Annotated in this window: 20 protein-coding genes and 1 pseudogene; 11 read left to right on the top strand and 10 right to left on the bottom strand. The window is 65.1% G+C overall.

The features are described from left to right. Positions 1 to 24 precede the first annotated feature (24 nt). Positions 25 to 814, top strand: a pseudogene (locus tag QA640_RS13380) (LysR family transcriptional regulator); the annotation flags it as partial. 57 nt (positions 815 to 871) lie between these two features. On the opposite strand, the gene QA640_RS13375 reads toward QA640_RS13380, so the two are convergent. The 5 genes from QA640_RS13375 to QA640_RS13355 all read right to left on the bottom strand — a co-directional run bounded on the left by QA640_RS13375 (position 872) and on the right by QA640_RS13355 (position 5,839). Continuing rightward, on the bottom strand, positions 872 to 1,615 hold the full coding sequence (locus tag QA640_RS13375; RefSeq protein ID WP_283041109.1) for an SDR family NAD(P)-dependent oxidoreductase: 744 nt from the start codon (positions 1,613 to 1,615) through the stop codon (positions 872 to 874). A 32-nt stretch (positions 1,616 to 1,647) separates the two neighbouring features. Continuing rightward, positions 1,648 to 2,442, bottom strand: a complete 795-nt coding sequence (locus QA640_RS13370; protein WP_283041107.1) for an SDR family oxidoreductase — start codon at positions 2,440 to 2,442, stop codon at positions 1,648 to 1,650. 35 nt (positions 2,443 to 2,477) lie between these two features. Further along, positions 2,478 to 2,816: an NIPSNAP family protein gene (locus tag QA640_RS13365; protein ID WP_283041105.1), complete on the bottom strand. Its 339-nt coding sequence runs from the start codon at positions 2,814 to 2,816 to the stop codon at positions 2,478 to 2,480. 24 nt (positions 2,817 to 2,840) lie between these two features. After that, positions 2,841 to 4,073: an ABC transporter substrate-binding protein gene (locus tag QA640_RS13360; protein ID WP_283041104.1), complete on the bottom strand. Its 1,233-nt coding sequence runs from the start codon at positions 4,071 to 4,073 to the stop codon at positions 2,841 to 2,843. Between the two features lie 62 nt (positions 4,074 to 4,135). After that, positions 4,136 to 5,839, bottom strand: a complete 1,704-nt coding sequence (locus QA640_RS13355) for an FAD-dependent oxidoreductase (protein ID WP_283041103.1) — start codon at positions 5,837 to 5,839, stop codon at positions 4,136 to 4,138. 179 nt (positions 5,840 to 6,018) lie between these two features. On the opposite strand from QA640_RS13355, the gene QA640_RS13350 reads away from it, so the two are divergent. Then, positions 6,019 to 6,906, top strand: a complete 888-nt coding sequence (locus tag QA640_RS13350) for a helix-turn-helix domain-containing protein (protein ID WP_283041102.1) — start codon at positions 6,019 to 6,021, stop codon at positions 6,904 to 6,906. Positions 6,907 to 6,921: 15 nt separating this feature from the next. Here the strand turns inward: QA640_RS13350 and QA640_RS13345 are convergent, their stop codons facing one another. The 4 genes from QA640_RS13345 to QA640_RS13330 are packed head-to-tail and all read right to left on the bottom strand — an operon-like array spanning position 6,922 to position 10,582. Then, the gene (locus QA640_RS13345) at positions 6,922 to 7,752 is read right to left on the bottom strand and encodes a sugar phosphate isomerase/epimerase family protein (protein WP_283041101.1); all 831 of its coding nucleotides are present in this window, start codon (positions 7,750 to 7,752) and stop codon (positions 6,922 to 6,924) included. Further along, positions 7,749 to 8,642 carry an SDR family oxidoreductase gene (locus QA640_RS13340; RefSeq protein WP_283041100.1) on the bottom strand — a complete coding sequence of 298 codons (894 nt, stop codon included), beginning with the start codon at positions 8,640 to 8,642 and terminating at the stop codon, positions 7,749 to 7,751. Before QA640_RS13340 ends, QA640_RS13345 begins: the two co-directional genes overlap by 4 nt. 15 nt (positions 8,643 to 8,657) lie before the next feature. Continuing rightward, entirely contained in the window at positions 8,658 to 9,530 is an 873-nt protein-coding gene (locus QA640_RS13335; RefSeq protein WP_283041098.1) for an IclR family transcriptional regulator, read from the bottom strand. Continuing rightward, positions 9,527 to 10,582: a Gfo/Idh/MocA family oxidoreductase gene (locus QA640_RS13330; RefSeq protein WP_283041097.1), complete on the bottom strand. Its 1,056-nt coding sequence runs from the start codon at positions 10,580 to 10,582 to the stop codon at positions 9,527 to 9,529. Before QA640_RS13330 ends, QA640_RS13335 begins: the two co-directional genes overlap by 4 nt. A 189-nt stretch (positions 10,583 to 10,771) precedes the next feature. On the opposite strand from QA640_RS13330, the gene QA640_RS13325 reads away from it, so the two are divergent. From QA640_RS13325 to QA640_RS13285, 9 genes are all read left to right on the top strand, one after another. Next, positions 10,772 to 12,034 carry an ABC transporter substrate-binding protein gene (locus QA640_RS13325; RefSeq protein WP_283041095.1) on the top strand — a complete coding sequence of 421 codons (1,263 nt, stop codon included), beginning with the start codon at positions 10,772 to 10,774 and terminating at the stop codon, positions 12,032 to 12,034. Positions 12,035 to 12,113: 79 nt separating this feature from the next. After that, entirely contained in the window at positions 12,114 to 12,983 is an 870-nt protein-coding gene (locus tag QA640_RS13320) for a branched-chain amino acid ABC transporter permease (protein WP_283041093.1), read from the top strand. Next, positions 12,980 to 15,511 carry a branched-chain amino acid ABC transporter ATP-binding protein/permease gene (locus tag QA640_RS13315; protein ID WP_349253718.1) on the top strand — a complete coding sequence of 844 codons (2,532 nt, stop codon included), beginning with the start codon at positions 12,980 to 12,982 and terminating at the stop codon, positions 15,509 to 15,511. The genes QA640_RS13320 and QA640_RS13315 overlap by 4 nt, the downstream gene beginning before the upstream one ends. 17 nt (positions 15,512 to 15,528) lie before the next feature. After that, positions 15,529 to 16,338 carry a shikimate dehydrogenase gene (locus QA640_RS13310; protein ID WP_283041090.1) on the top strand — a complete coding sequence of 270 codons (810 nt, stop codon included), beginning with the start codon at positions 15,529 to 15,531 and terminating at the stop codon, positions 16,336 to 16,338. A gap of 5 nt (positions 16,339 to 16,343) precedes the next feature. After that, entirely contained in the window at positions 16,344 to 18,068 is a 1,725-nt protein-coding gene (locus QA640_RS13305) for an FAD-dependent oxidoreductase (protein ID WP_283041089.1), read from the top strand. A gap of 13 nt (positions 18,069 to 18,081) precedes the next feature. Next, entirely contained in the window at positions 18,082 to 19,806 is a 1,725-nt protein-coding gene (locus tag QA640_RS13300) for an FAD-dependent oxidoreductase (RefSeq protein WP_283041088.1), read from the top strand. A 17-nt stretch (positions 19,807 to 19,823) separates the two neighbouring features. Then, entirely contained in the window at positions 19,824 to 20,438 is a 615-nt protein-coding gene (locus QA640_RS13295; RefSeq protein WP_283041087.1) for an NIPSNAP family protein, read from the top strand. A gap of 10 nt (positions 20,439 to 20,448) precedes the next feature. Beyond that, positions 20,449 to 21,279: a TIM barrel protein gene (locus QA640_RS13290; protein WP_283041086.1), complete on the top strand. Its 831-nt coding sequence runs from the start codon at positions 20,449 to 20,451 to the stop codon at positions 21,277 to 21,279. After that, positions 21,276 to 21,983, top strand: coding sequence for an SDR family NAD(P)-dependent oxidoreductase (locus tag QA640_RS13285; protein WP_283041085.1), 708 nt, complete (start codon positions 21,276 to 21,278; stop codon positions 21,981 to 21,983). The genes QA640_RS13290 and QA640_RS13285 overlap by 4 nt, the downstream gene beginning before the upstream one ends. A 242-nt stretch (positions 21,984 to 22,225) precedes the next feature. Here the strand turns inward: QA640_RS13285 and QA640_RS13280 are convergent, their stop codons facing one another. Further along, a complete protein-coding gene (locus QA640_RS13280; protein ID WP_283041084.1) occupies positions 22,226 to 23,116 on the bottom strand; it encodes an RNA polymerase sigma factor in 891 nt (296 codons plus the stop codon). Positions 23,117 to 23,123 lie beyond the last annotated feature (7 nt).

Genomic DNA, 23,123 nt, shown 5'->3' with positions numbered 1-23,123 from the left:
CGATTCCCAGAGCTCCTTGTTTCCTTGCGCGAGCTCGATCTCCTCGCCTTCCTCGCCGTGGCGCGGGAGCGCAGCTTCACGCGTGCCGCGGCAAAGCTCGGCATGACGCAATCCGCCCTAAGTCAGATGATCCGGAATCTTGAGGAGCGGCTCGCCGTACGCTTGTTGAATCGGACGACGTGAAGCGTCACACCAACTCAGGCCGGAGAACGGCTGTTCCTAAGCGTAGGCCCCAAGTTCAACGAGATGGATGCCGATCTCGCGGCACTCAGCGAGCTGCGCGAAAAGCCTGCCGGCACCGTGCGCCTGACGGCGACGGAATTCGCCACCGCCGAGATCCTTCTGCCGGCCCTAGGAAAGGTCCTTCCTAAGTACCCCGACATCCATGTCGAGGTCATCATCGACTACGGGCTCACCAACATCGTGGCGCAGCAGGTCGATGCGGGCATCCGCCCGGGCGAGCTCGTCGCCAAGGACATGATCGCCGTGCGCATCAGCCCCGATCTCCGGATGGCCGTCGTCGGCTCGCCCTCCTACTTCGCCGATCGCAAGCGGCCGAAGGAACCGCAAGACCTGACGAACCACAACTGCCTCAACCTTCGCCTGCCGACACATGGCGGCAGTCTCTACGCATGGGAGTTCGAGAAAAACGGGCGAGAGCTCAATGTGCGGGTCGAGGGACAGCTTGTGTTCAACAGCGCCGGCCTTCTCCTGGACGGAGCGCTGAAGGGCTTGGGCCTCGCCTATCTCACGGAGGGACACGTGCAAGCCGTATCTTTCCGACGGCCGACTAGTCAGAGTGCTGTCTGATTGGTCGCAGCATCTGATTCTTGCGCTGGTGGATACCAAATCGCTGACGCACATCGATAGACTAAATCGCGGTGTAGCCGCCGTCGGCATTGATGCACGCGCCGGTGATGATCGAGGCTCGGTCGCTGGCGAGAAACGCCACCACATGCGCGATTTCGTTCGGCCGGGCCAACCGACCGATCGGCTGCCGCACCAACATCATCTCGCGGGTCGCTTCCGGCAGCTTTCCCAGAAGTGGCGTATCGACATAGCCCGGAGAGACACAGTTGGCCCGGATGCCCTGTCGCGCATAGGTCAGCGCTATCGAGCGCGTGAGGTTGACAACTGCGGCTTTCGCCGCCGAATAGGCGTTGCTGTTCTCCTGGCCGACGTGGGCCAGGATCGAGGCCATGTTGACGATCGCGCCGCCGCCCGTCGCGAGCATGGCCATCGCGGCAAACTTGTTGGAGATAGCCACACCGGTGAGGTCGACATCGATCACGCGCCGCCAATCGGCGAGATCAAGCGCGTGGATCGGCGACTTGCGCTCGGGGATGCCGGCATTGGCGACAAGGATGTCGAGCCGGCCGAATTGCGTCACGGCCGCCTGGATCAGCGCGGCAACTGAGGTCTCATCGGTGACGTCGACACGCTGGAAGTCCGCTGCGTGACCTTCGGCGGCAAGACCAGCCGCAAGCGTAGCGCCGCTTTCGGCGAGATCACCGAGCACGACTTTCGCTCCTTCGACCGCAAACAGCTGCGCGACGGCGGCGCCAATCCCGGAGCCGGCGCCAGTGATGACGGCCACTTTTCCCCGCAGCAGCATCGGTTGCTCCCGTCCAGATTGGTCCGCCGAGCTCAGTCCTTCTCGAAGCCGGGGCGCGGAATGGTGCCCATCAGAGTGCGGGTGAAACCGCCGTCAACCACGAATTCCTCTCCCGTAATGTAGCTCGCGCGCTCGCTTGCGAGGAACACGACGGCATCGGCGATATCCTCCGGACGCCCTATCCGCTGCACCGGCACCAGCGTCCGCCGTGCCTCGTGTACGCGCGGCGTCCGATAGATGGCCTCGGTCATCGGCGTGCGGATCATGCCCGGACTGACCACGTTGCTGCGCACGCCGCGCGGTCCCCATTCGACCGCGAGCTGGCGCGACAGCATGACCACGCCGGCCTTGCTCGCGCTGTAGGCGCCGCTGTAGCTCTGTGGAAACGAGGCCGAGATCGACGCGACATGGACGATGGCGCCCGCGCCGCGCGCCAGCATCGGCGCTCCGAAGACCCGTGCACAGCGGAGGTAACCAGTCAGGTTCAACGACAGAATGCGATCCCAATCCGCCACGCTCGTGGTGTCGAGCCCGCCCGGCAACATAGTGCCCGCATTGTTGACGAGGATCGCAGCATCGCCGACATTCCCCGCCAGCTCGCCGGCGGCGCGCGCGACGCAGTCATCGCTGGTGACATCGCAGGCGAGGAACTCGGCGCGGCCGCCACGAGCGCGAATCTCCGCTGCTACGGCCGCGCCGCCCTCGTCGCGGTCGAGCACGACCACGGTCGCGTCAACGGCCGCAAGACCAAGAGCAATGCCGCGCCCGATTCCACCGCCACCGCCCGTGATGACGGCGACTTTCGCCGAGAGATCGATCCATGCCATGCAGAGCTCCAAACGTCGTGAAGGCGAGCGACGCCTCAGGTGGCCAGGCCGGACAGGGATGGCAGCTCGATCCTGCGGATCAGCCGGTTCTCCTGCGCGACGATAAGATGCTCGGAGGCTTGCAGGTAGGCCGGCCAGTCGGGATCCTGGTCGCGTGCGGTGTGCCGGCGCTCGAACTCGCCCATGTCGGGGAAGCCCCAGAGATGGACTATCTGGTTGAGCGGCCCGACCGCGCTCGTGAACATGCCCAGCGGGCGCCCCAGATATTTTAGCTGGACCGGGATTGCGAGCCGGTCGAACACATCGACGAATTCCGCCATCTTACGCAGGCGGATGGTGTAGACGCGCAAATCGACAATGGCGTGCTCGATCATCGGACGGTCTCCCGATTTGCTCTCTCAGCTGCGCACCAGCGCGCAGCTTCCCTCCTCGAGGGGCCGGAACGCTTCGGTTGTGCTCAGGGTCGAAACCAGCTTGTAGACGTCGCCGGTGGACGTGCTCTCCGCGGGCTTTTTCACTTCGAAGAGATAAGCCGGATGGATCTTGCGCCCGTCGGCGCGGATCATGCCCTGGCCGAAGCAGTCGTCGTCGGTCGGCATTTTCTTCATCAGCTCGACGACCTCGCGGCCGTTGCGCTTGGCCCGCTCGACGCCGAACTCCTTCACCGCCTTGAGGTAGTGCAGCACACAGGCGTAATCGCCGGCCTGGCTCATATTGGGATAGACGCTTGCTGCCAGGCGCGGCTTCACCCGGTTCATGAAGGCGCGCGTTCGCTCATTGAGATCCCAGTAGAAGGTCTCGGTAAGCGACAGGCCCTTGGCCGTCGACAGGCCCATGCCGATGACGTCGGTGACATAGCCGACCAGCGCCGCCATGCGCGTGCCGCCTTGGTCGAGGCCGAACTCCTGGGCCTGCTTCAGACAGTTGATCAGCTCATTGCCGGAATTAGCAAAGGCGATCACATTCGCGCCGCTCGATTGGGCCTGCAGCAGGAAGGACGAGAAGTCCGAGGTCGAGCCGAAGGGATAGCGTACCGAGCCGAGCACAGTACCGCCCGCCGCCTTGACGAATTTCGCCGCATCCGCCTCCGCCGCATGGCCGAAGGCATAATCGGCGGTGAGGAAGAACCACTTCGAGCCGCCGGTGCGCACGAGCGAGGTCGCCGTCGAATGGGCGAGGCACCAGGAATCCCAAGACCAGTGCACGAGGTTCGCACTGCAGCTCCTGCCGGTCAGGTCCGACGAGCCGGCGGTGGTGATGAGCGCGGCCTTGTTCTTGTCCTCGATCAGGTACTTGGCGCCGAGCGCGATCGAAGAGTTGCCGACATTCTCGATCACGTCCACACCATCCTGGTCGAACCATTTACGGATGATCGCCAGGCCGACGTCGGCCTTGTTTTGATGGTCGGCGACCAGGATCTCGACCTTGATGGAGGGGTTGGCCGCCATGAATTCGGCCGCAGCCTGCTGCGCACAGGCGACCGTCGTGGGCCCCGACACGTCGCGATAGATGCCGGACATGTCGGTGATCACACCGATGCGGATCGTGTTATGGGACTGTGCTCTCGCGAGGCGCGGCGCCAACGCCGTGGCGAGGCCGGCACCGACGAAATTACGGCGTGTCATGGTCATGTCGTTTCTCCCTCACCTGCCCTGCCTTCCGGCATGGGTCGTTGTTGATCCCGTTGTGCCGATCAGGCGTGCTGGCCGGCCAGATGACGGCCGGTGATGTAACCGAAGGTCATGATCGGCCCGAGCGTGATGCCGGCACCGGGATAGTTGCCGCCCATGATCGAGGCGCGATCATTGCCGACGGCATAGAGCCCGGTGATCGCCGTGCCGTCGTGGCGCACCACGCGACCGACAACGTCGGTGGTCAGACCGTCGAACGTGCCGAGATCGCCCATGATGAGCTGCAGCGCGTAGTATGGTCCGGTGCCGATGGGCGCCACGTTAGGGTTCGGCTTGTGCTCGGCATCGCCGAGATACCGGTTGAATGCGGTCGACCCGCGCTTAAACGCGCGGTCGATGCCGTGGATCGCGCACTCATTGTACTCGCGCACCGTTGCTTCCAGACCGTCGGCATCAATGCCGACAGCAGCGGCAAGCTCGCGCAGCGTCGCGCCGCGGCTCAGATAGCCGTTACGCACGAAGGGCCCGACCGGCACGGGCGCCGGCTTGGCATAGCCGAGGCCGTATTTGCGGATCGTGGCGTGATCGCAGATCAGCCAGGCCGCGGTCTCGCTGCCGCCGGCGCTGTCCGCGATCATCGCTGCGCCGACGTCGTGATATGACTCGGACTCGTTGGTGAAGCGGCGGCCTTGCCTGTTCACCGCGATCACGCCGGGCTTGTAGCGGTCCACGAGATGCGGAAACACGCCTGTGCGATTGCCGAGCGGCACGCGCGACACCGGCATCCAGGCCGCAGCATGCGGAAAACGGATATCGCAGCTGCCGCCCGCCTCCTCCGCCATGCGGATGCCATCGCCGGTGTTGGACGATGGCGTCGGCGACTGATGCTCGCCACCGCGGGCAAGGTGCGGATAAGCGCGGGCGATGCGCGCCTGATCATGTGGGAATCCGCCGCTTGCCAGCACCACAGCGCGGCGTGCCGCGATCGCGAATTCGCCCTTGGCATCGCTGACGACAGCGCCTGTGATGGCGCCGTTCCAGCTGGTCAGCCGTTGGGCCGACGTCGCCGTGAGCAGCGGAATTCCGAGATCGAAGACCGTCTTGGCCAGGCGCGCGGCCAGCGCGTTGCCGCTGGTGATCTTGACGCCCCGGCGATAGCGCGCGAGGTCCCAGAGATGGCTCGCGAGCCGCTTGGCCACGTAGATCGCCGACGCAAGCGAAGAGGTCACGCGGAAGAAGTGCTTCAGCTCGTCGTTGGACGAGTTGAACATCATGCCGATAAAGGTGATGGTCTCGAGCGGCGGCCGCAGCCGCCGGATCTCGTCGCCGAGCGCGCGGGCATCGTAAGGCGCCGCGGTGACCGACCGGCCGAGCCTGGCTCCGCCTTCCACATCGGGATGGTAATCGGGATAGGCCGACAGCACGAACTGCGCCTCGGTCTCCTGCTCGAAGAAGTCGAGCATGCGCGGGCCGACATCGAGAAAGGCGTCGATCGCCGCATCGTCGAAATGATTGCCGGTCTCGTGCTTGAGATAAGTGCGTGCCGCCTCGCGACTATCCGCAACGCCCGCGTCGCGCGCATGGCGATTGCCGGGGACCCAGAGCACGCCGCCCGAAAATGCGGTGGCGCCGCCAAAGTACCGATCCTTCTCGACGATGATCACGTCGAGCCCGCACTTTCGCGCCGTAATGGCGGTGGACAGCCCGCCGGCGCCCGAGCCCACGACCAGCACGTCGCACGACAGATCGCGCGCTTGTCCTGACATCGGCGTTTCCTCCCTGCATCGTCGCGCCGTCGTCTTGTTCTGTCCGATGACGCGCGAAACTCTGGATAGGCGCGCCGGGCGACGCCGCCAATGGACGAAACTCCTTTTGTATTGTACTTTTCATAGCCGCAGTGCAGCGACCGGCGGTTGCCCCTGTCGCCGCGGAGGGAACCTCAGACATGATCCCGCACTATTTTTTGTATGAGGAGGCGGCGCCGGATGTCGAGCCTTCCTTCCTTCATATCGAACCGATTCCAGTGCGCAGCGGCCGGCACAATTGGACAATCCGGACCCACAGCCATCCCGACCACCATCAGATCCTGGTGATCAGCAAGGGTGGCGGCGCCATCGAGGTCGAAGGTGTGAGCTGGGAAGTGTCGCCGCCGTCGCTGGTCATCATTCCGGCGCTGACGATCCATGCCATCCGCTTCAAGCCCGGCACCGACGGCTATGTCATCACCGTGGCGCCGCCTTTCCTGCAATCCGCGCTCGATGACGATGCCGACCTCGTCGACGGCTTTCGTCTGCCGGCGCGCTTCCTGCCGCAACAGATCGGCCGGGACATCGATCTCGTCGGCCTGTTCGCCTCGCTCGAGCACGAATTCGTCTGGTCGGCACCTGGCCGCCGCACCGCCATCAAGGCCTATCTGCAACTGCTCGCGGTGACGGTGCGCCGGCTGCTCGAGCAGGAGCGCGTCCGCCCGATCTCCAGCGCGCGGGAAGCGGAGACTGTGATGCGCTTTCGCGAGCTGGTCGAAAAGCACTATCGCCATCATACCTCGCTCGAGGTCTACGCGCGCAAGCTCGGCGTAACGGCGGCGCGCCTCAACGCCTGTTGCCGGATGACGACGGGGAAATCGTCGCTGGCGCTGATCAATGATCGGCTGCTCACGGAGGCCAAGCGCAACCTGGTCTATTCCGGCATGACTGTGAACGAGATCGGCGCCGCACTTGGCTATGCCGATCCGGCCTATTTCAACCGGTTCTTCTCCCGCAATGTGGGCTTGTCGCCTGGACGATTTCGCGAGCGGCTGCTTTCCGATGTTCCCCACACGGCGGCCGGTTGAGCCCGCACTCCGCAATCAGCTCTCGAGGGAAAAGACCAGTCCCTGCCGCTGGAGCATGGCAGCGCCTTCGTCGATATCCCTGAGCGGCTGCTCCGACAAGATCTCGAGTACGACGTTGCCGTCATAGGCCTGCTGCCGGAGCCACGTGGCAATCGCCGTAAAATCGATCGCGCCCGAGCCGATCGGATCATGCCGCCACTGCCCTTTCGGGGCGTCGGACAAATGCACGATGCCGAGGCGCGGCGACAACGCCTTGAGTCCCTCGACCGGGTCCTCGCCGATCGCAAAGGCGTTGGCGACATCGTAGATTACCGGCATGTCGGCGTAGCCTTCGGCGTCGAGAAAGCGTGCGGTATCGGCGGCAGTGGCGAGCAGCCCCTGCGGATGGTTTTCGAGGATGATCGGAATGCCGGCACGCTGCGCCTTGTCATGGATGCGGGCGAAGGCGTCACGAAAGCTCGCCATCAAGCGATCGTTGGCCTTTGCGAACAGCGCGTGACGTCGGCCGGAGCCGACGCAGATCCAGCGCGCGCCGAGCTCGGAGGCACGATCAATCGCGGCCGCATAAGACGACACCGCAAAATCGACCACATGCGGCGAAGGGCTCGCGAGATTGACGTCGCTGCTGGCGAGGTCGAGCGCCAGCAGCGACAGGCCGTGACGCTCGATCAGCGCGCGAAGTCGTCGCGTGCGCGCGGCATCCTCTATCCAGGGATTGAAGTGCGGCGGCGTCGCCATCAACTGGATGGAACGATAGCCAGCCGCAGCCAGCCGCTCGATCGCCTCATCGGCGGCACAATCCCAGGCGAGGCCGAAGGTATGGGCGCCGAGCAGCGGGAGCGTCATGGCGCCGCCCGGTAGAGCTCGATGGTGCGACCGATACCGTCGCGCAACGAGGTCGCAGGCAAGCCGGGGAACACGGCCCGCAAGTCGCCTTCGCCGATATCCTGCGCGAATGGAAGCACGGGTCCATCGACGCCGATCGCTGCGGCCGGCACGACGGCGTGCACGGCCGCGACGACATCATCGTTCGAAGCCACCTCGCCCGGCAGATTGAAGACATGCGCGCCGTGAGGCTCGCGCCGAAGCGCCGCCTCGTAAGCTGCGACCACGTCGTCGACAAACACGAGACCGGCAGTGCCGATGTAAGGAATGACGTAACTTTCGCCGCGTGCCGCCGCGCGGCAGGCGAGCGACGGGCCGGCGGTCAATCCGGTTTCGCGGCCATAGCCGTACACGATGTAGGGCCGAAAGCCGGTGCTGGCGATGCCATGATCCTCCCAGTAGGCCCTCGCACTGCCTTCGCAGGCGAGCTTGAACGTGCCGTAATGGGTGATCGGACGCGGCGTCGCCTCATCATCGGGACCATAGACTCCGGCGCTGCTGGTGTAGACGATGCGACGAATGCCGAGCGCCTGCGCCGCATTGAACACGTTCAGCGTGCCGATGAGATTGATCATGGCGCCACGCACGGGATCGGCCTTGCAGGCGGGCGTCAGCACACCGGCGAGATGAACAATTGCGTCGCAGCCCTCTGCTGCCGCTCGCACGGCTTGCCCATCCGCGATATCGCCGATGCGCCACTCCACCGAGCCAGCGACGGCCCCGACAATCCCGCTGAACTGGGCCGAACGCTCGACCGGCTCGAACACCCGCGGCCGATGGCCATCGGCCGCAAGCCGCCGCGCCAGCCAAGCGCCGATGAAACCGCCGCCGCCCGTGATCAGGATCCTCATCGTTAACCCTCCCGCTCAGGAGCCGGCGTCGAAGAAGCTCTCGCCGGGACGCGCGACGCGGCCGTAGAGGCCGGGCGAGGCAAGCGTCGCCATCGAGAGCTCCTGCGCGGTCTGCAGCAGCGCCGGCGCGAGCTCGAACATGCGTTCCTCAGTCAGGCGGATGTGAGGACCCGCGATCACCACGGCTCCGGTCACCTCCTTGGACTTGGGATGACGGATCGGTGCAGCGGTCGCGCTCATCCAGGGCGTATAGGTCTGCACGCAGATGCTGACACCGCGCTTGCGCGTCAGACGCAGATATTTCAGCAGCGCCGGCCAGCTCTCGGGTGCTCGCGGACCATAATCCTTGCGCAGCCCATACCCCTGCTTCTCGACCAACGCGCGCGCATCTTCGTCCGAGAGGCACGACAGCCACGCATGTCCGCTGGCCGAGCAGGACAGCCGTCCCACTTGCCCCATGTCCGGATCGTAACGCAGGCCGGCGGGCGAACCCTGCGCCTTGGCCACCCACACGAGTTCCCGCCCGTCGATCATGGCGAGACGCACCAGCTCGCCGCTTTCCCGCGCCAGGCGGTCCAATAGCGGCTGCGCGAAATCGGTGATGCCGCTGCCGGCGAGAAAGGTGAAGGCGAGCGAGGCGATCTTCGCTGTGAGCTGATAGGCGCCCTGCTCGCGCTCCTGCTTGACGTAACCATGATCGATCAGGCTCGTCAGCACGCGATGGGTGGCGCTGCGGGGAATGTGCAACGAATCGGCGATCTCGAACAACTGCATGCCGTGCGCATTCGTTGCGAGCAGCTCGAGCACGCCGAGCGTCCGTTCCAGCAGGCCGCTCGGCGCATCCGCGGGGTCGGCATTCTTCAGCATCAAGGCAGCATCCTGATTCACAATTCCACCTCCTGAACAGGCCGCACTATCTGACCGGTTTTGGCGGCTTTGTGAACGGCCATCGTGGCCTGCAGGGTCAGCATGCCGTCGCGCGCGGTAATCAGCGGGGCTTCCTCAGCCCTGACCACCCGCGCCAGATGATCAATCTGCGCGCGATAGGGATCACCGCGCTCGACGTCGACCATGTCGCGCGAGATCGGGGCAAACCAGCTCTTCGCCGACGCATAATGCCAATAGTCGAGCGTCGGCAGCGCGAGTGCGCCTTCGGTCCCGTTGAGGAAATGCGTCTGCACCGGAACCGGCTGCGGCGGATAGTTCGGACTCTCGCCGCTGGCGAGATCCCAGCTCCACGGGGACGCCGCAGTGTCGCTGAGACTGAGCGTCACCAGGGCACCATTGGCGAGCCGGAGCAGGATCGCCGCGCTGTCCTCGACGTCGAAACCGCGCACGGCGTTGGAGACGATGGCCTGCACGGACGCGATCTCGCCGCAGAGATGGCGGACGAGATCGATCTCGTGAATGAGGTTGATCAACACCGGGCCGCCTCCGGGCTCCCGGCGCCATGCGACGTCGAAATAGTCGGCGGGCTTGTAGAAGGTCGCGAGCACGGTTGCGCTGGTCAACCGACCAAGCGCACCCTCGGCAATCAGGGCGCGGGCCCTCCGCGTGACCGGGTTGTGCCGCCGATGGTGGCCGACCAGAACCGGCACGCCTGCGCGCTCCGAAGCGGCCGCAATCGCCGCGGCATCGGCAAGCGTGCTCGCGATCGGTTTCTCGACCAGCGCCACGACGCCGCGCTCGATGCAGGCGATCGCGAACTCGCGGTGGGTTGCATTCGGTGTGGCGATGATCGCCGCATCCGGCTTCACTGCACTGAGGAGTTCGCGCGCGTCGGCGTGCCAGGGCACGCCGAGACTCTCCGCATAGGCCCTTCCCGCCGCGGCAGGTTCGGCGATTGCCGCAAGCTTGCAGCTCGCGGATCGGCCGATCGTTTCGCAATGGGCCCGTCCGATAGCGCCGGCCCCGATCACCGCCACGGCGATCTCTGTCATTCCGCATCCTCTTGAACTGGCGTTGCTCCCGAACATGGCTTCTAGCATGCCGCCCACGAAATTGGAATTGGATTCCAATTTTTCAATTTCGATATTGGAATCCAATTCCAGTCGTGTTAGGGCAAGCCTCAAGAGCCGCTTGGACGGCCCGCCGGCAACGACCGGCGCATGTCAGAAGGGAGGAACGAAATGTCGGACCGGAAGAAGACACTTGCGACGACAGGCTTTTGCATTGGCCGGCGCGGCCTGCTCCTGGGTGCAACGTCGCTCGCGGCCTCGCGCCTAAGCATGCCCTATGTCGGCAATGCGGCTGCCGCCGAGCCGATCAAGATCGGAATGATCTGGGCCAAGACCGGCTCGATCGTCGACCAGGCCGAATATCTCGCCCAGGGCGGCATGCTCGCGCTGGAACAACGCAACAACACGCTGTTGGGACGACCCGCCGAGATCGTCTGGCTGGACGAGCCCAATCCGCAGGGGGCGCAGCAGAGCGCGGAACGCCTCGTCGGCGAGCAGAAGGTCGTCGGCATGGTCGGCGGCGCGCTGTCCTCCTTCGCGCTTGCGATCTCGTCGGTCGCCAAGAAAGCCAAGATTCCCTACGTCGCCGCCAATGCCGCAGCTGGTGACCTGACCGGAAAATCCTGCAACAAATATACGTTCCGCCTGCAGCCTCCGGTCGATGTTCACGCCCGTGTTCTTGCCCCCTACTGCGCCTCGATCGGCAAGAAGTGGTACCTCCTGACCGCATCCTATGCGTTCGGCCAGGATATCAAGCGCGCCTTCAACGACTACATCACCGCCAACGGCGGCACGGTCGTCGGGGCCGACGAGGTACCGGTCGGAACGCCGGACTACTCCTCCTTCATCCTGAAGATCCGCGCGGCCAAGCCCGACGTCGTGATCGGCGGTATCGCCGCCAGCGACCTCACCACCTTCCTCAAGCAGTGGAACGAGCTCGGCATGAAGGGCAAGATCCCATTCGCCGAGATCTCGGTCGGCAATACCGATCTGTGGGGCGTCGGGCCCGACGCCGCCGACGGGCTCTACACCATCACCTGGTGGTACAAGAATCCGAACAACTCGCCTGAGGAGCAGTCGATGGCTGCAGCCTATGAGAAGAAATACAACAGGCCCGCAGCGGACAAGGCCTGGATGGGCTGGCTCGGCATGAAGAGCCTGCTCGACTCGATCGAGTTGGCGAAATCGACCGAGCCCGCCGCAATCGTGCAGGCGCTCGAGAGCTGGAAGTATCGCCGCGGCGACATCGACATCGGTTACCGCGATTTCGATCACCAGATGACTAGCCGTCTCCTGGTCGCCGGCATCCATCCCAAGATATCAGACAAATGGGACTATTTCGACGTCAAGGCCGAGCTGCCGAAGACGCCGGAGGACATCGCAAAGGCCTTCGGTTCGGCCGGCGACGGCGCCTGCAAGATGGACTCGCTCTGAGGTTGACCTCGGGACAACGCGGCGGCGCAAGCCCAGCGCTTTCGCCATCGCGCCACCCTAATCCGAAACGGATGTCGCCATGCTCGACATGATCCTGTCGCAGGCCGTCAACGGCCTGGTGCTCGGCTTTCTCTACGTTCTGATCGCGATCGGACTCTCGATCATTTTCGGAATGCTCGGCATCGTCAACTTCGCGCATGGCGCCTTCTTCGCCGTCGGCGCGTACCTCGCCTATGCGCTCGCCAAGGAATTCGGCTGGTGGGCCGCGCTTGCCGCACCCTTGCTGACCGGGATCATCGGCGTGGTCGTGGAGATGATCCTGATCCGGCATCTCTACGGCAAGGAGCCGCTGCTCGGGCTGATCCTGACTTTCGCGCTCGCGCTTCTCGCGGAGGCGGTGTTGCGGCTGATCTTCGGCGGCGCGCCCGTGCCCTTTGCCGCACCAAAATTCCTGGCTGGCTTCGTCGAATACGGACCGATCCTGATCACCAAATACCGGATGTTCGTGCTGGTCACGACCGCGCTCGTGCTCGTCGCATTCTGGGCCTTCCTCGCCTACACGCCGTATGGGCGGATCATCCGTGCCGGGTCGCGCGATCCGGAGATGGTCGGCCTGCTCGGCATCAACCTGCCCATCGTCTTCAGCGGCGTATTCGGCATGGGCTGCCTGCTCGCCGGTCTCGGCGGCTTGCTGGCCGCGCCGCTCTGGACCATCACACCATCGATGGCGGCCGGCGCCATCATGCCCGCCTTCGTGATCGTCACCATCGGCGGTCTCGGCTCATTCCTCGGCGCCATCGTCGCTGGCCTCCTGGTCGGCCTCACCACCGCCATGACCATCCAGTTCCAGCCGGAATGGTCCGGCGCGGCCATGTACATCTTGATGGCCGCCATTCTCCTCGTCCGCCCGCGCGGACTGTTCGGCGAACGCTGGGAGAGGTTCGAGTGACACGTCTCGCTATCCTGCGCCATCCGGCGCTCGTCGCTGGCATCGTCCTCGCCGCCCTCACCGGACTGTGGTCGCTGCTTGGAGCACCGATCTCGCTGATCACGGAGATCGCGATCTATACGCTCTACGGCGCCGGCGTGAACCTTCTCGTCGGCTATACCGGCCACGTGCCTTTTGGCGCGTCCGTGTTCTTCGGCTGCGCAAGCTATGCGGCCGCCTTCTTCATCCTCGGCCATTACGGCAACGACCTCGTCTCCCTGCTGCTCGCCACGGTGTTCTCCGCGGTGCTCGCGCTCGCGATCGGCGCCATCATCCTGCGCCGCAGGGGATTGTACTTCTCGCTCCTGACGCTGGCGTTCTCGCAAATCGCCTTCGAGATCGCTTTCAAATGGACCGCCGTCACAGGCGGCGAGAACGGACTCCAGGGCGTGTCTCGCACGAGCTTTGCCGGGCCATGGTCGTTCCACGTCTTCGTGGTCGGCGTCACCGTTGCCTGCGTCTGGCTGATGTGGCGGATCGCCCACTCCCCGTTCGGCCGCGTGCTCCAGGCGGTGCGTGACAACGAGCAGCGCGCGAGCAGCCTCGGCTACAACGTCCATCGTTTCCGTCACGGTGCGCTGATCCTCACCGGCACCTTCGTCGGTTTTGGCGGAGGCCTGCTCACCCTCATGCTCGAAGGCGTCTATGCCAACAATCTGAGCTGGCAGCATGCCGGCGATTCTCTGCTGATGACCGTGCTCGGCGGCGTGCACCACGTGCTCGGGCCGTTGTGGGGCGCGATCGCCTTCATCTTGCTCGAGGACCGGCTGTCGGCCGTGACAGAAAACTGGTGGCTGATCTTCGCGCCGATCCTGATGCTGTTCGCGCTGACATCGCCTGAAGGCATCCAGGGCCTCTGGCAGCGCCTCACAGGCCGGCAGCGCTGGACACTCGTGCGGCCCGATATTCCGCCTCGCCCCAACGTCATCGCCCCGTTTGCGAGCGGCGCCACCAGCCTCGACCGCGGCAAGCCGCTGCTGCGGACGATCGGATTGAGCAAGAACTTCGGCAGCCTGGTCACGGCGAAGAGTATCGATCTCGAGATCCATGGCGGCGTGCTTCACAGCATCATCGGGCCGAACGGCGCCGGCAAGACCACGTTCTTCAACATGCTCTCGGGCGCGCTGAAGCCCAGCGGCGGGCGCATCGTGTTCGATGACATCGATATCACCCAAATGCCGATGCATGTGCGCGCCAGGCTCGGAATCGGACGCTCATTCCAGATCCTGTCGATCTTCCAGAACCTGACCGTGTTCGAGAACGTCCGCGTGGCCGTACAGGCCCAGCGCAAGGGATCGGGCCGGCTGTTTGCCGATGCCTATGCGATCGACGAGATCAACGCCAGGACCTGGTCGATCCTCGATGCCGTCGGCCTTGCCGATGTCGCAGCCGAACCGTGCATCAATCTTCCGCACGGCGCAAAGCGGCTGCTCGAGATCGGCATTACGCTGGCCATCGATTCCAAATTGCTGATGCTGGACGAGCCGCTTGCCGGTCTCGCCGAAGCCGACCGCGTCGTCGTCGCCGATCTCATCAAGAAGCTCGCGCAGAGCCACGGCGTGCTGCTGATTGAGCATGACATCGATCGCGTGCTTGCGATCTCGGACCGCATCTCGGTGCTGCACCAGGGCAGGATGATCGCCGACGGCAGGCCGTCGGACGTCGCCGCCAATCCCGACGTCATCGCGGCCTATCTCGGCGCCGCCAATGACGGCACCCAGCCGCCACCGCCGTCGCTGGAGCGGACGGCCCACGCGAAGGCGTCGCTCTTGCTTGCGGCAAGTGGCGTGTCGGCCGGCTACGGCGGCAGCACGGTTCTCGAAGCGATTGATCTCGCCGTTCATGCCGGCGAAGCCGTCGCCCTGCTCGGCCGCAACGGCGTCGGCAAGACGACATTGCTGCGCAGCCTGAGCGGCACGCTCGCGATCTCCGGTGGCAGCATCGAACTGGAAGGCAGGCCGCTGACGCGCCTCAAACCGTACGAGATCAATCGCCTCGGCATCTCCCTCGTTCCCGAAGGACGCCGGCTGTTTCCCAACCTCACGGTCACGGAAAACCTGCAGCTTGCGACCCGTCCCGGCGGCATCGGGCTCGAGGAGGTATTCGCATTGTTCCCGCGCCTGCGCGAACGGCGCTCGGCCAAGGCCGAGAGCCTGTCCGGCGGCGAGCGACAGATGGTCGCGATTGCCCGCGCCCTGGTCGTGCCGAGCAAGCTTATCCTGCTTGACGAGCCGTTCGAGGGGCTGGCGCCGGCCGTTGTCAAGGAAGTGATGGACGCGCTCATCAAGCTACGCGGCAAGGTGGCCATGGTGATCGTCGAACACCACGCCGAGACTGTGCTGCCGATCGTCGATCGCGCCTATGTACTGGTGAACGGCCAGATCGCTTTTGCGGGCGATGCGGTCATCCTCGAACGTGACCATGACTTGCAGGCCCGCCTGCTCGGCGTGGTCCAGGCCGAAGCGGTACAGGCCCGCGGAGCAGCTTAACCAAGAAGAGACCAACAATGATCAGCCTCAACCTGACCGGCGCGACCCGCCTCAACATCATCGTCGGCGATCCCGTTGCGCAGGTGAAATCTCCCGCCGGTGTCACGCAGGCCTTCGTCGACCGCGGCTATGACGGAATCCTGGTACCGGTGCAGGTCGATAGCGACCATCTCAAGGCCCTTCTGACGACCGCAACCGACATTCGCAATCTCGACGGCATCATCGTCACGGTTCCGCACAAATTCGCCTGCTACGAATTCTGTGCGAGCTCGACCGACCGCGCCCGCCTGCTCGGCTCGGTCAACATCATGCGGCGGCGCCGCGAAGGCGGCTGGCATGGCGACCATGTCGACGGGCTCGGCTTCGTCGGCGCCGTACGCGCCAATGGCTACGATCCCGCAGGAAAGCGCGCAATACTGGTAGGTGCAGGCGGCGCCGGATCGGCGATCGCCATGGCGCTGGTCGAAGCCGGCGTGCGCGCGCTGTCGATCCACGACAGTGATGCGGCGCGCCGCGATCGGCTCATCGCCAAGCTGAAGAGCCTCGGCAGGGCCGAAATCGGTCCGGGTTCGGCCGATCCGTCCGGCTTCGATCTCGTCGCCAACGCGACGCCGCTCGGCATGAAGGCCGACGATCCGCTTCCGCTCGATGTCTCGAAACTCAACGCCGGCATGTTTGTCGGCTGCGTCATCACGAACCCCGCGATCTCGCCACTCGTCGAAGCGGCACGCCGCCTCGGCTGCAGGACATCGACCGGCAGCGAGATGTACAACGCGCTGCAGAGTTCGATGGTCGATTTCCTGCTCGCGCGCGACGGAGCGAGGTGACGGCCATGTTCAAAAGCATCGAGGCGATCTCGGATGGCGCCCGCTACGATCTGGTCATGATCGGCTCGGGCGCGGCCGGCATGGCGGCCGCCCTCTTTGCGGCGATTGAGGGGCGCAAAGTCCTGCTGGTCGAACGCACCGAATATGTCGGCGGCACCAGCGCGCTCTCGGCCGCAACCACCTGGATCCCCAACTCGCATCATTCCATGAGCGTCAATCCCGATGACAGCCGGGAGAAGGTCAGCAAGTTCCTCGACGGCGTAGTCGGCAATCATTCGGCCCCCTCGATGCGCGAGGCCTTCCTCGACAGCGCGCCGGATGCGGTCGCGACGCTCGAAGCCAACAGCTTCGTCAAGTTCCGCCCCTATGCGACTCATCCCGACTACGAGCAGCAGTTCGAGGGCGCAACCATGCGCGGCCGGGCCCTGGAGCCGGTGCCGTTCGATGGCCGCACCCTCGGCGCGGACCTCGACAAGATCCGCCCGCCGATCCCGGAGTTCACGATTTTCGGCGGCATGATGGTCGACCGCACCGATATCGGTCACCTGCTGGCCATCAGGAAGTCCGGGCGCTCGCTTGCCCACGCCGTCAAGATCCTGGCGCATTATGCCGGCGATCGGCTCAGGGGTCGGCGCGGCTCGCGCCTTGTCATGGGCAACGCGCTGATCGGGCGTTTCCTGGCCTCGTTGAAGGCGCGCGGCGTCGACATCCTGATCCGTACCGAGGTGCAGGATCTCGTGACCGAGAACAGCGCCGTCACGGGCGCCGTCCTGAAATCCGGCGCCACGACCCGCAGCGTCGCAGCCGCGCAAGGCGTGGTGCTTGCCGCTGGCGGCTTCAACCGGCATCCGCGACGCCGCGCCGAGCTATTGCCCCAGGGCGAAACGTACAGCCCTTCCGCGCCGGGCCATACCGGCGCCATGCAGGACATCGCCTTGCGACTCGGCGCGCGCCTCGGCGAAGGAAACCTCGACAGCGCGTTCTGGGCGCCGGTCTCGATCCGCAAGCGCACCGACGGCAGCATTGCAAGCTTCCCGCATTTCGTCATGGACCGCAGCAAGCCGGGCACCGTTTGCGTCGACCAGACCGGGCGCCGCTTCGTCAACGAATCTGTCTCCTATCATTTGTTCGGCCGCGCGATGTTCGAGCACAACAAGCGGGTCGCCTGCATCCCCTGCTTCATCATCACGGACACCGTGGGTCTGAAGAAATATGGTCTCGGCATGGTGCGCATGGGCACCCGCAATCTCGCGCCCTATCTTGCCGATGGCTATCTGACGGAGGGCGCGACCGTGGCCGAGCTCGCCAACAGGATCGGCGTGCCGGCGGCGAACCTGGAGAGCACGATTGCGGCGATGAACCGTTATGCCGCTGATGGCGTCGACCCGGACTTCGGACGCGGCACCACGCCCTATCATCGCGTCAATGGTGATCCGTCGGTCGCGCCAAACCCGACGCTCGGTCCGATCTCGACCGCGCCGTACTACGCCGTGCGGCTCTATCCTGGCGATATCGGCGCAGCCACTGGTCTAGTGATCAACGAATGGGCGCAGGTGACGCGCGCCGACGGCAGCGCGATTGCAGGGCTTTATGCCTGCGGCAACGAGGCCAATTCGATCATGGGTGGCACCTATCCGGGCCCCGGTATCACCATCGGCCCGGCCATCACGTTTGCCTATCGCGCAGTACGTCACGCGCTTGGTGCGACGCAGGCGCGCCGCGCTGCGTGAATCGGAGACGGGCGTGAGCGACGACAATATCAACTGCGATCTGCTCGTCATCGGCTCCGGTGCAGGAGGCCTGGCAGCCGCGGTCACCGGTGCCTCGCTCGGTCTCGACGTCATTGTGATCGAGAAAGAGGCCCAGCTCGGCGGCACCACCGCCTGGTCCGGCGGCTGGATGTGGATCCCGCGCAATCCGCTGGCGAAGGCGGCGGGCATCGCCGAGAACCCCGAGCAACCCAAGCTCTATTTGCAGCACGAGCTCGCTGACGGCTACGACGCGGCCCGCGTCGAGATATTCCTTGCGCAGGGCCCGCGCATGGTCGACTTCTTCCAGCGCGAGACGCATCTGGCCTTCGTCGACGGCAATCAGATCCCTGATTTTCACGGCAAGAGCCCGGGCGCGGTGACGGGTGGTCGCTCGGTCTGCGCAGCGCCGATCGACGGCCGCGAGCTCGGTCCACGCATTCGTGATCTCAAGCCGCCGCTTGATGAAGCCGCTCCGTTCGGGATGGGCATTGCGTCGGGCGCGGATCTCAGACATTTCCTCAACGTCCGTTCGTCGCCGACCTCCTTCCTTCACGTCGCGCGCCGGCTCACGCGGCATATGCTCGACCTGCTGCGCTTTGGTCGCGGCATGCATCTGGTCAATGGCAACGCGCTGGTGGCTCGGCTGCTGAAATCCGCCGACGCGCTCGGCGTCCGCATCATGCCGGCGACGCCGGCCCGCTCGCTCCTCAACGACGGAGCCCGCATCGTGGGCGCAAACGTCGGGCATGACGGCGCGACGTTCGACATTCAGGCGCGCCGCGGCGTCGTGCTCGCATGCGGCGGCTTTCCGCACGACACGGCACGGAAGGCGGCGTTGTTCGCGCACGCACCGACGGGCAACGAGCATTGGTCGGCGGCGCCGGCGAGCAATACCGGTGACGGCATCCGCCTCGGCGAAGCTGCCGGCGGCCGGCTGCGGGACGATGTCTCCGATCCCGGCGCCTGGGCGCCGGTGTCGCTGGTGCCGCATCGCGACGGTTCGGTCGGTCACTTCCCGCATCTGATCGAGCGCGCCAAGCCTGGGCTGATCATGGTGCGCAGCGATGGAGCGCGCTTTGCCAACGAGGCCGATTCCTATCACGACGTCATGAAGGCGCTGTTCGCCGCCACGCCCAAGGGCGCGCCGGCCGAGGCCTGGGCCATCTGCGACGCAAGGTTCCTCAAGCGCTACGGCCTTGGTCGCGTACGTCCGCCGCCCTTCCCGGTCTCGCCCTGGGTTCGCAACGGCTATCTGAAGCGTGGCGCGAGCATCGAGGCGCTTGCACGCGCTTGCGACATTTCGGCCGAAGAACTCGCGGCAACGATCGAGCACTACAATCGCTTTGCCGCGCGTGGCGAGGATCCCGCCTTTGGACGCGGTGACACGCCGTACAATCGCGTGCAGGGCGACATGGCGCATCTGCCGAACCCATGCGTCGCTCCCATCGAGTCAGGTCCGTTTTATGCCGTGAAAATCGTCGCCGGCAGTCTCGGCACCTTCGCAGGCCTCAACACCGATGAACATGCTCGGGTGCTCGATGCACAATCCAAACCGATCGACGGCCTCTACGCCGTCGGAAACGACATGGCGAGCATCATGGCCGGTCGCTATCCATCCGGTGGCATCACGCTCGGACCGGCCATGACCTTCGGCTACATCGCCGCGCACCACGCCGGCGGAATTCCGCTCGAGAACAACCGGTCGGCAGCCGCCTGACCGCAAGGAGAAGACGCATGCTCTACGAGATCGCAACGTTGACGGTAAAGCTCGGAACCGCGGCCAAGGTCGTGGCGGGGATCGGCGACTATGTCAGGGCACCGGAGGCCAACGGCACTCTGCTCGGCTGCTGGACCAGCGAGATCGGCGCGCTCAATCAGCTCCTGGTGCTGCGATCGTTCGGGGATGACGCCGCTTGGCGCGACGAGCGCGAACGCGCGCTGCGCACCGCCGATCCCTTCAATGCTGGCGAGGCCATCACCGAGATGAGCTTCGACACCTACGCGCCGTTCCCATTCCTGCCGCAGGTCGCGCCGGGCAAATACGGCAGCGTCTACGAGATCCGCACCTATCGTCTCAAGCACGGCGGTGTTCCCCCGACGATCGCCGCGTGGGAGGCTGCCATGCCCGAGCGAGGAAAGCTGTCGCCGCTCTCGATCGCGATGTATGCGCTCGACGGGCCGCCGCGCTTCACCCACATCTGGCCATTCGCGAGTCTCGACGCTCGCGCCGCTGTGCGCGCTGAGTCAGTTGCCAAGGGCGTCTGGCCGCCGAAGGGCGGACCCGACTGGCTGACCGGCGACATGCGCTCGATCATTGCGCTGCCGACGGCAATCTCTCCGCTGGCCTGAGGCGACGATCATGCCGAACATCTATTCGCTCGCCTATCTCACTTCGGCGCCGATAGCGCCGCCGGATGCGCTGGTCCTCGCCGCCAAGCTTGGCTACCAGGCGGTCGGGGTTCGCATCGCGCCCGCCGCGCCCGGCGGCGACTTCTCGCCGCTCAGCTCGGATGCCGCCATGCTGCGTGAAACAATAAGGCGCATCGATGCCACCGGTGTGCCGGTGTTCGACGTCGAGATCGCACGCCTGGGTGCAGACTTCGAGCCCGATCGCTTCGCGTCCTTTCTCGAAACCGCAGGAAGACTCAAGGCGCGCGCGATCTTGGTCGCCGGCGATGATCCCGACGAAGCGCGCCTGACCGAGTCGTTCGCAAAATTCTGCCGTGCTGCGGCGCCCTACGGCCTCACCGCCGATCTCGAATTCATGCCGTGGACAGCAGTCAAGAACGCAAAGGCAGCATTGCGGATCGTGACCAACGCCAATGAGCCCAACGGCCGCGTGCTGATCGACGCGCTGCACGCCGCGCGCTCCGCGACCAGCCTCGACGACATCGCGAGCCTGCCGCGGTATTTGCTGAGCTATGCCCAGCTCTGCGACGCGCCCGCAGGCATCCCCGCCAGCAATGACGAGTTGATCCACACCGCGCGCTGCGCACGCCTTCTGCCGGGCGATGGCGGCATCGATCTCGTCGGGATCGTCCGTGCGCTGCCGGACAATCTTCCGCTCAGTCTCGAGATTCCGAACCACGAATGGCTTCCGATGCTCGGCGCGGAGGAATGGGGACGACGGGCGCTGGCAGCGGCCCGCAGGATCGTCGAACGCGCGGCAGAGGGAAAGGCGAACGCATGAGCGGGCTCGATTTCACAGGTCGCATCGCGGTCATTTCCGGCGGCTGCGGTGGCATCGGTCGCGCCGTTCGCGAGCAGCTTGCCTCCTCTGGCGCCAAGGTGCTCATCTGGGACGTCGCTGACGGCGCCGACGAACGGATCGACCTCACCGACGAGGCGGCCGTCAACGGCGCGATGGCGCGCCTCCTCGCTCAATTAGGTCACGTCGACATCCTCGTCAATGCCGCGGGCATCACCGGCCCCACGGTCAACATCGAACAGTACAGCCTCGCCGAATGGCGGCGTGTGCTCGATGTGAACCTTACCAGCACGTTCCTCTGCTGCAAGGCAGCCGTCGCACAGATGCGACGGCAGAACGCCGGACGCATCGTCAACCTGGCATCGATCGCCGGCAAGGAAGGCAATGCCGGCATGACCGGCTATTCCGCGGCCAAGGCCGGTGTGATTGCACTCACGAAATCGCTTGGCAAAGAACTTGCCGGCACGGAAATCCGGGTCAATGCAATCGCACCTGCCGTTATCGCCACCGATCTCGTCAAGCAGATGTCGGATGAAGCCTATCGGAGCGTGCTGGCGAAGATCCCGCTCGGGCGCGCAGGTCGCCCCCAGGAGGTTGCCGCACTGGTCGCCTGGCTCGCATCCGACGAATGCTCGTTTTCGACCGGCGCTGTGTTCGATCTGTCGGGCGGACGAGCTACTTACTGAATCAATTGCGGCGCTCGAGCTCTGCCGTTCATCCGGATGTGGCGTCAGCGGTGGACCGGATGGCTTCTATCGCAGGGGGCAGTCCACCGGCTGCAACGATAAACCACATCGCCAATGACGGGTTCAGCGGTCGGACAACCAACCGCGCGTTACTCTCCCACGTCATTGCCCTCCGGGCGAGGGTGAATGCGACCTTCTTTCTTTCGGCTATGGCCGACGGGGTGCGACGTACGCTGATCCACTTACCCTCCATCCACCACGCACTCCGCACCATCGATAACGTACGCCGCGTGACGAAAATCCCTAATGGTGGCGAGCTTGTCGGCGGACCAGTTCAGCAGCATGAAATATTTCGGCGGCCCGTTCGGCTCATTCGGATCGAACACCAGGATCGCCGGACGTCCCTCCACCTGCCCGGTCACCAGGTGCCAGTCGCTGACCTTCGAGTAGTTGCCGAAATAGCGCGACACCTCGGCCTTGCCGTTCAGCCTTGTGCGGTTGACGAGCTCAAGCCTGACGTCATCGGCAATCATGGCGCGGATGGCGTCGAAGTCGCGCGCATTGAAATAGCCGACATAGGTGTTGAGCCGCGCGCGGTCGGCTTCCGAGAGGCCCGGTTGCGGCGCATCGTCCGGCTCCTCAGCGAACTCACGCAGCTGCGTGCGCCCACGATACAGCGCGGCCTTCACAGCCGGCAGGCTGAAATCCATGATGTCGCAGACCTCGGCAAGCGAGCAGCCCAGCACGTCCATCAGGATCACGCTGGACCGCTGCGCCACCGGCAGCCGCATGAAGGTGCGCAGGCTGGTCGCAGCGATCTGGCGGCTTTCCACATCATCGAGCTGGTCGGCAATCATCTCCACCTCCTCAGCCGAATGCAGCGCCTCTTGGCGGTTGCGGCGGCGCAGGAAATCCAGCGCGGTGTTGTGCGCGATGCGGAACAGCCAACCCTCCGGATTGACGACGGGCGTGACCGATTGCAGCGCTTCCATCGCCTTGATCAGCGCATCCTGCAGCACGTCCTCACCGTCGATGACCGAGCCGACCATGCGCGCGCAGTAGCGATGCAGCTTCGGCCGCATCGCCGCCAGCAGGGCCTCGACATCGATGCTGGCCAGTGGGTCTGGCGCCATTGCTCCT

It is taken from the genome of Bradyrhizobium sp. CB82, from assembly GCF_029714405.1.
Taxonomy (GTDB): Bacteria; Pseudomonadota; Alphaproteobacteria; order Rhizobiales; family Xanthobacteraceae; genus Bradyrhizobium.
Note: the sequence above shows the minus strand (reverse complement) of the source record. Positions and strands in the feature narration are given on the sequence as shown.